Raw genomic sequence first — 6,014 nt, forward strand, 5'->3', positions numbered from 1 at the left:
GGAGCCGGATGACGCGAAAGTGTCACGTCCGGTTCTGAAGACGAGTTGAAAAGGTGACTTTTCAGCTTAGTTCAACATATCGAACCACCCCAAGAAGAAATCCTCAAAGATTTAAAAATGGAATTAGGGGCAGATTTAGTAGTCCCGGTTTTCTTTGGTGTGGCAGAACAAGATTATGGTGTTAGACCTTTAATAGAAGCTTTGTTACGGGAAGCCCCCGAACCAGAAACCGCAGCAGAACGCCGCTTAAAAAATATCAAAGGCGATACTCCCATAGCACAGGTACTCAAAACTTTCTACACTCCCCAAGGTGGCAAACTTTCTCTAGTGCGCGTTTGGCGGGGTAAATTAACCGATGGTGTTGTCCTCAATGGCGTTCGCACCGGTGGAATTTATCGCCTCATGGGACAACAACAGCAATTAGTGAACGAAGTTGCTGCTGGTGAAATTGTTGCCTTGAGTCGCTTAGAAGGAATCAAGACCGGGGATACAATTTCCACAGACCAAGCCTCAGCAATGCAATTACCCAAAGCTGAACAGTTGGAACCTGTGTATGCCCTGGCCATTACACCCGAAAAGCGCAACGATGAAGTTAAACTCAGCGCAGCTATTACTAAGCTGTTAGAAGAAGACTGTTCCCTGGCTTGGGAACAACACGGCGACACCCACGAAGTTATCCTCTGGGGTCAAGGCGAAATTCATTTGCAAGTAGCCTTAGATAGACTGCGCCGCAAATATAACTTGCCGATGACAACCCACTTACCGCAAGTTCCTTACAAAGAAACCATCCGCAAAACGGTGGCTTCAGTTCATGGACGGTACAAACACCAAAGCGGTGGTCACGGTCAATTCGGTGATGTTTTCCTAGAAATTAAACCCCTACCACGGGGCGAGGGATTTAACTTTAATGAAACCATCGTCGGCGGTGTCGTTCCGAGACAATACATCCCTGGCGTAGAAATGGGCGTGCGGGAATTTCTGGCACACGGGCCTCTGGGCTTCCCCGTGGTGGATGTAGCGGTAACTTTAACCAACGGTTCTTACCACACCGTGGATAGTTCCGAACAAGCCTTTAAACAAGCCGCCCGCTTAGCTATGCAAACGGGGATACCCCAAGCACAACCCACGCTATTAGAACCAATTTTGCATGTAGAAGTGACAACACCAAGCGAATTCACTTCCAAAGTGTTGCAACTACTCAGTGGGAGACGGGGACAAATCTTAGGCTACGAAGGCAGAAGCGATTGGCAAGGCTGGGATAAAGTAGTTGCATACTTGCCACAAGCAGAGATGCAGAATTTTATTGTAGAGTTGCGATCGCTCACCTTAGGCGTTGGTTCCTTCCACTGGGTCTATGACCATTTACAAGAAGTTCCCGATAAACTCGCCGAACGCGTCCTAGCAACCAATGGCAATGGTAATAACGGTAACGGCAACGGCAAGTAATTTTAGATTTGAGATTTTGGATTTTTAATTCATCTAAAATCAACCATAGCCCGAAATTTTTAGTTTCGGGCTAATTAAGTAATTTTCAATCAATCGTTGTTAGTCTATGTCTTCTTCGCTAAGACCTGCATCTTTAAGCAGTCCTTTAAGTGTTCCAATCGGTAAATCACGATTACCATGAACAGGAATAGAGAGAATAACACCTTCCTTTGCATAAATATGGTGACTGCCAGTAATCCGTTTCAGATTCCAGCCATACCGTTCAACAATTTTACATAAGCCTTTACCAGAAACTGATTTCATAGAGATAGTTCAATCAGCTGTTTATCCGGTTCAAGTTCTTCCTGCTGGCTAGCAACTTCAAGCCAACCCTGGATTGCATCTTTAAGCATTTCTAATAGATGTTCGTAGCTTTCTCCCCAAGTGTGACATCCTGGTAAAGCTGGTACAGATGCACACCAAACACCATCTTCTTGCCAGATAACCGCCTTAATTTTCATAATAAATCTATTGCATTCTCGTGTTGTAAATCTTAGCGTAACTACATTTTCAAGCCAACCTGCATTGCATATTTTTTCGGAATTTCCAAGTTGAGCAACTAAAGCTAAAATTATTAATTATTATTTAATCTTAATTGACTAATTTCTAATTTTATTTCTTCAATTTCAGGACTTATGCAAAAATAACGTAATTCCGTCATTACGAGCGATAGCAAAGTAATCCCCCCTGACGCTGGGATTGCTTCCCTACACTACGTTTCGGTCGCAATGACAATGTCGGCGTTGCGTAAGTCCTAAATTTATTTTTCCAACTCAATGTGACTTAATAAAGCCCTTCCATATAACAGAAATATTAAATATATGAATCCTATTTGATTTTTGAACAAAATTCCGTACACTTTACTTTTTATAACCCTGTTGCCTATTGCCTATTGCCTCTTGCCTGCCTATAGAGATCCAGCATTTAGGCAGTGGTTAAGAGAGGAAATTAAATAGGACTTACGCAACACCGATATTGTCATTGCGATCGTAACGTAGTGTAAGCAATTTCAGAGTTTTTGGCGATTACTTTGCTTCTCTACGAGACGCTTGTCTGCGACACGCTGCACTAATGCGTGGCTTGCTTCTCCGTAGGAGTACGCTTGTGATAACGTAAAATCGTAGTTATTGCGTAAGTCCTGTTGAAAATAATTAGGGCTTGTTGAATAACGATAAAATCCTTATGTTTCAAACTTTTCAGGGTATCATCAGAGAAAAAAGTGCAAGGAAATAGGGGTATGAGGTTGAAAAGCCTTGCATTTACAGAGGATGCGTTGCTTGGGGAGGTAACATTACTGAGTACTGGTTCCCGGTTGAAAAAGAACCAGTAGCCATCAGCCAACACGGTAAATACTGAAAGCTGTTAACTCAACTCAACAAATTGACTATGAATACAGAACAAGGAAACAAAACAATCCGCATAGGAGTTCTAGGTTTCGGTGGACTTGGACAAGCCGCCGCCAAGGTACTTGCTGGCAAACGCGAAATGATTTTAGTCGCAGCAGCAGATCAAAAAGGTTATGCTTACGCCACAGAAGGTTTAAACACTCAAGAATGTATCGCTACGTATCAATCTCAAGGTTCGTTAGGTTATCTAGAGCCTGTTGGCACATTAAGCAATAACAGTATTCAAGATTTAATCGCTAGTAGTCAGCCTGTAGATGGGTATTTTTTGGCTTTACCTAATCTGCCAAATGATTTTATTCCCTCTGTTGCCAAGCAGTTTATCGAATCTGGTTGGCGGGGTGTACTAGTGGATGCTATTAAGCGCACTAGTGCAGTAGAACAATTACTGGCGATGAAAGATGAACTCCAAGCAGCGGGAATTACCTATATGACAGGATGCGGTGCTACTCCTGGACTGTTAACCGCCGCCGCCGCCCTAGCCGCCCAAAGCTATGCCGAAATTCATAAAGTAGAAATTACCTTTGGTGTGGGAATTGCCAACTGGGAGGCTTACCGCGCCACTGTCCGCGAAGATATCGGACACATGCCTGGTTATACAGTGGAAACTGCCAGGGCAATGACTGATGCAGAGGTGGAAGCACTGTTAGATAAAACTAATGGCGTGCTGACCTTGGAGAACATGGAACATGCCGATGATGTGATGTTAGAAGTAGCGGGAATCGTGGGACGCGATCGCGTTACTGTTGGTGGTGTAGTCGATACTCGCAATCCTAAAAAGCCCCTCAGCACCAACGTTAAGGTAACAGGACGCACCTTTGAAGGTAAAATCTCCACCCATACCTTTACTTTGGGAGATGAAACCAGCATGGCAGCTAATGTCTGCGGCCCTGCTTTCGGCTATCTCAAAGCTGGTAGACAATTGCAACAACGCGGCATTTATGGAATATTTACCGCTGCGGAAATTATGCCCCAATTTGTCAAGTAATAAATGTTGATTGTTGACGGTTGACTGTTGACTGCAAACCGTCAACAGTCAAGGCTTCGACTCCGCTCAGCCTTGACCCTGAGCGAAGTCGTACCACTACGTGGAAGCAAGCTACGCGTAGCGGCGACCATAGGAGAAGGGTCAACAGTCTTCTATGGAATATTTTTTTACTTGGAAGTTCCTTAAAGAATTGTTTGTGAATTTTAATTTGATGAAGTTTATAAATCGTAATCTCCGGCAGATTGTCACAGCCACATTTCCAGATGCTTAAGAAAGCCTACGAGAAAGTGAAGCAATACTCAAAGCAAGTTGTACCACGGTCTCCCTAAAGAGAAGTTGAGATGCCTACAGCAAGCCGCTCAACGTCTAGGTTGTAAGCTTCCCCTTTAACTTCTCTCCCCATGTTTCCACTTCCCCACCCCGCCATCTCCCCACCTCTTGTTCCTGCCATAACTAGGGTTTTCACTAGGTATTTTTTCCTACTTTTGTGCTAGTTTTTAGTGTAACAAGTACCCTAAAACTACAAAAAATCCTGAAATCTATATAAATTAATGGTTTCATCTATCCACATCAGGCTACAACACCTTAGAATGATTCATTGAAAAGTCGAGCCGATGGGATGTACAGCCGTTTTGAGTAAAAATACTCCCAAAGGATGATTTTTGTATTTCTAACAACAGAGATTTCTGTACAGATGTATCAATGTACATCAGTAAAAAAATCTCAAGTAAACTTAGGAGTTTGACATGAACAAAGGTGAATTAGTTGATGCCGTAGCTGAAAAGGCTAGTGTTACCAAGAAACAAGCCGATGCCGTTTTAACAGCCGCACTGGAAACGATTATTGAGGCGGTTTCCTCTGGCGATAAAGTAACGCTGGTGGGATTCGGTTCTTTTGAATCACGGGAACGTAAAGCTCGTGAAGGTCGCAACCCGAAAACCAATGAAAAAATGGAAATTCCGGCGACGAAGGTTCCTGCCTTCTCAGCAGGGAAGCTATTTAGAGAAAGGGTAGCACCCCCAAAATCATAGGCTTTGTTTCAGGAAACCTTTTTTTGATGCGGCAACCAGCACACGGGGGAAATTTAGCCTGGGCAGCAGCACTGGCTGGCTGTCCCCCTGATGCTATTCTGGATTTTTCTGCTAGCATCAGCCCTCTGGGGCCACCAAACAGCGCGATCGCTGCGATCGCGTCTGCATTTGGTAATATTAAGCACTATCCAGACCCAAACTATAGTGAACTGAGACTAGCTCTCAGTCACTTCCATCAATTGCCGTATGAGTGGATTCTGCCGGGTAATGGCTCAGCAGAATTACTTACTTTAATAGGTAGAGAATTAGCTCAATTGGCGGCAACACTTTTAATAACTCCAGCCTTTGGCGACTACTATCGAACCTTAGCAGCGTACAAAGCTAAAGTGCTGGAGTGTCCTTTGTCATTAGTCATCGGTCAAGAGTCATCGGTCATCAGTTCTTTGTCATTATTTCTTGACAATGGACAAAAGACCAAAGACAAAGGACTGTTGCTGAACAACCCCCATAACCCAACAGGCAAGTTATTTTCGCGGGACTCAATTTTGCCCTACCTAGAACAATTTGCCTTGGTAGTGGTGGATGAAGCATTTATGGATTTTGTGCCGCCCAATGAAGAACAAAGCTTAATTCCAGTGGTGCAAGAATATGCGAATTTAGTAATATTGCGATCGCTGACAAAATTTTACAGTCTCCCAGGACTGCGATTGGGATATGCCATTGCTCACCCCGACAGCCTGTCCAAGTGGCAACAATGGCGCGACCCCTGGCCTGTAAATACGCTAGCAGTAGCGGCGGCAATTGCGGCACTCCAGGATCGAGAGTTTCAACAGCAAACCTGGACATGGCTACCACCCGCACGAAAACAACTTTTTCAGGGTTTAGCTAAAATTCCCGGATTGCAACCCCAAGCAAGTGCTGTTAACTTTTTACTGGTTGAGTCTCAAAAATCCACTTTGCAGTTACAGCAAGAATTACTCAAGCACCATCAGATTTTAATCCGCGATTGCCTTAGCTTTAAAGAACTAGGCGATCGCTTTTTCCGGGTTGCTGTACGTGAAGACTTTGATAACCAACGCCTACTCACAGCGCTGAGTGAGTGGGGAC

Annotated in this window: 6 protein-coding genes and 1 pseudogene; 4 read left to right on the forward strand and 3 right to left on the reverse strand. The window is 44.1% G+C overall.

What is annotated here, in order from left to right; genetic code table 11:
* Positions 1-72: 72 nt before the first annotated feature.
* A pseudogene (locus GNE10_RS31020) lies at positions 73-1,446 on the forward strand (elongation factor G); the annotation flags it as partial.
* 99 nt (positions 1,447-1,545) lie between these two features.
* Here GNE10_RS31020 and GNE10_RS31025 read toward each other — a convergent pair.
* Both GNE10_RS31025 and GNE10_RS31030 read right to left on the reverse strand, forming a co-directional pair.
* Positions 1,546-1,749, reverse strand: a complete 204-nt coding sequence (locus GNE10_RS31025; RefSeq protein ID WP_185569707.1) for a type II toxin-antitoxin system HicA family toxin — start codon at positions 1,747-1,749, stop codon at positions 1,546-1,548.
* The gene (locus tag GNE10_RS31030) at positions 1,746-1,946 is read right to left on the reverse strand and encodes a type II toxin-antitoxin system HicB family antitoxin (protein ID WP_185569709.1); all 201 of its coding nucleotides are present in this window, start codon (positions 1,944-1,946) and stop codon (positions 1,746-1,748) included. Before GNE10_RS31030 ends, GNE10_RS31025 begins: the two co-directional genes overlap by 4 nt.
* Before the next feature lie 925 nt (positions 1,947-2,871).
* Here GNE10_RS31030 and GNE10_RS31035 point away from each other — a divergent pair.
* Positions 2,872-3,876, forward strand: coding sequence for a saccharopine dehydrogenase-like oxidoreductase (locus tag GNE10_RS31035; RefSeq protein ID WP_185569710.1), 1,005 nt, complete (start codon positions 2,872-2,874; stop codon positions 3,874-3,876).
* Between the two features lie 325 nt (positions 3,877-4,201).
* On the opposite strand, the gene GNE10_RS36255 is transcribed toward GNE10_RS31035, so the two are convergent.
* Positions 4,202-4,327: a hypothetical protein gene (locus tag GNE10_RS36255; RefSeq protein ID WP_260447101.1), complete on the reverse strand. Its 126-nt coding sequence runs from the start codon at positions 4,325-4,327 to the stop codon at positions 4,202-4,204.
* Between the two features lie 295 nt (positions 4,328-4,622).
* Between GNE10_RS36255 and GNE10_RS31040 the strand changes: the two genes are divergently transcribed.
* Positions 4,623-4,907 carry an HU family DNA-binding protein gene (locus tag GNE10_RS31040; RefSeq protein ID WP_015111786.1) on the forward strand — a complete coding sequence of 95 codons (285 nt, stop codon included), beginning with the start codon at positions 4,623-4,625 and terminating at the stop codon, positions 4,905-4,907.
* A 26-nt stretch (positions 4,908-4,933) separates the two neighbouring features.
* On the forward strand, positions 4,934-6,014 hold a 1,081-nt coding region (gene cobD / locus GNE10_RS31045), incomplete at its 3' end, for a threonine-phosphate decarboxylase CobD (protein WP_185569712.1).

It is taken from the genome of Nostoc sp. 2RC (assembly GCF_014222165.1).
Classification (GTDB): domain Bacteria; phylum Cyanobacteriota; class Cyanobacteriia; order Cyanobacteriales; family Nostocaceae; genus Nostoc; species Nostoc linckia.